Genomic DNA, 1,899 nt, shown 5'->3' on the forward strand with positions numbered 1-1,899 from the left:
CGTCCACGGCCGTGCCGCAGCGACCGCGCGGCGCGGGCAACATGTCCGCGAGCCGGGCCAGTTCGGGCTCGAAGCGGGGGTACAGGGCCCGGGCCGTCGCGGCGGTCACCCGGGCCGGCAGGTACGGGGCGAGGCGGGCGGCGAGGGTCGTCACGGCGTCGTCCGCCCCGCCTGCTCCACCTGGCTGAGGAGCCGCTCGTGCGTGTCCTCGGGGAGCTGTTCGCCGGAGGACGGCAGCAGTTGCGGAATGCCGTCGACGATCGGGTAGCGGCGCCGCAGCCGCGGGTTGTAGAGCGCGTCGCCGTCGGGGAGGAGCAGCAGCGGGCCCTTGTCGAGGGGACAGGCGAGAATGCGCAGCAGCGGGTCGTCAGGACTCATGGGGGATCAACTCTCTTGGGGGCTCGGTGGGTTGTGGGGGAGGCGGCTGCGCGTCGTGCTTCGGCATCAGGAGCAGGACGGCCACCGCCAGTGCCGTGCCCGTCACGCGCAGGGCGAGCCGCAGCGGCTCCGAGGGCAGGGACTCGCCGAACGCCGCCGTGCCGAGGACCGCCGTGAACAGGGCGGTCACCGTGGTGCACACCGGCACGATCAGCGAGGCGCGGCAGCGCTGCAGCGCCGCCTGCGACATGACCAGGCCGCACGCGCCCGTGCACAGCAGCAGGTACGGATACGGGGAGCGGAACAGGGCCCAGACGTCCGGCAGGACCCCGGACACCCCCTTGATCGCCAGGGAGCTGACCCCGTACAGCAGGCCGACCGCGACGCCGTACTCGACGCCGGTGGTCGGCATCCGGTGCCGGTGCCTGGCCCGGCGTTCCGCCGCCGCGTACAGCCACAGGCCCGCGGCGAGCGAGGGGACGCAGACCGCGAGGATGAGCGGGGCCGGGGCGCCGCCGCCGACCGTGTCCGGGTCCTGCCCGGTGTCGCGCAGCGACAGCACGACCATGAGCAGCGCGAGCAGGATCGCGGCGATCGCGTACCGCTCGCGGCCCGAGGTCCGCTCGCCCAGCAGCCGGGAGGACAGCAGCAGCAGCAGGACCAGGCCCGAGATGAAGATGCCCTGCGCGGCCGCGATCGGCAGTGTGCGGTAGACGGCGAGCTGGGCGCCGAAGCCCGAGGCCAGCGCGAGCGATCCGACGAGCCACAGCGGGCTCGTCACGACCTGGCGCAGCAGGTGCGCCGGCCGGCCCACGCTGACCTCGGGCAGCCGGGTCAGGGCCCTCTTCTCCAGGACGAAGCCGACGCTGTAGAGCGTGTTCGCGAGCAGCGCCGCGCCGACTCCCCATGCCACGGCGGGCATCGCGCGTCACGTCCTTCGGGCGTGCAGGAGGAGGATCGAGGAGAGCGAGGGCGCCGCGCAGGCGACGCGGTCCAGGGGGCGCAGCGGGCGCGGCACCCCGTGGAACGGCGCCCCGGTCAGGCCCACGACCTCGAAACCGGCGGCCGCGACGAACTGGCGCAGGGCGCGCGGCGTGTAGAGCCGCAGGTGGCCCACGACCTCGCTGCCGGGGCGGCCGTGGATCGCGCGCAGGCTCACCTCGGAGAAGACGGGCTGGACGCCGGCCAGGAGCAGGGCCCGGTTGTACCAGGCGGCCAGGTTCGGGGTGGAGAGCATGAGGTGGCCGCCGGGGCGCAGGACCCGGCGGATCTCGTCGAGGGCGGCGTCGGGGTCCACGAGGTGCTCGATGACCTCGGAGAGCAGTACCGCGTCGGCGGCCCCGTCCCTGAACGGCAGTCCGTGGTCGGTGAGTTCGCCCCGTACGACATGAGGGACGCGGGTCGCCGCGCGGCGCAGGGCGTCCTGGGACCAGTCGACGCCGATGAGGCGGTGGCCGCTCAGCAGCCGCGCGGCGGTGCGGGCGGCCGTGCCGTCGCCGCAGCCCACGTCGAGGACGGTGG

At 74.8% G+C, this 1,899-nt stretch carries 3 protein-coding genes and 1 pseudogene; all 4 read right to left on the minus strand.

The window, feature by feature from the left end:
• Positions 1–154, minus strand: a pseudogene (locus tag G3I40_RS47075) (FkbM family methyltransferase); the annotation flags it as partial.
• Complete coding sequence (locus G3I40_RS12040; protein ID WP_343244903.1) at positions 151–321, minus strand: Trm112 family protein; 171 nt, start codon at positions 319–321, stop codon at positions 151–153. The gene G3I40_RS12040 and the pseudogene G3I40_RS47075, both read right to left, overlap by 4 nt.
• A gap of 46 nt (positions 322–367) precedes the next feature.
• Positions 368–1,291, minus strand: coding sequence for a hypothetical protein (locus tag G3I40_RS12045; RefSeq protein ID WP_343244904.1), 924 nt, complete (start codon positions 1,289–1,291; stop codon positions 368–370).
• Between the two features lie 15 nt (positions 1,292–1,306).
• A partial coding sequence (locus G3I40_RS12050) for a class I SAM-dependent methyltransferase (RefSeq protein WP_164302151.1) occupies positions 1,307–1,899 on the minus strand: 593 nt, incomplete at its 5' end.

Origin of the sequence: Streptomyces sp. SID14478, assembly GCF_010548525.1 — a bacterium.
In the GTDB taxonomy this organism is placed as follows: Bacteria; Actinomycetota; Actinomycetes; order Streptomycetales; family Streptomycetaceae; genus Streptomyces.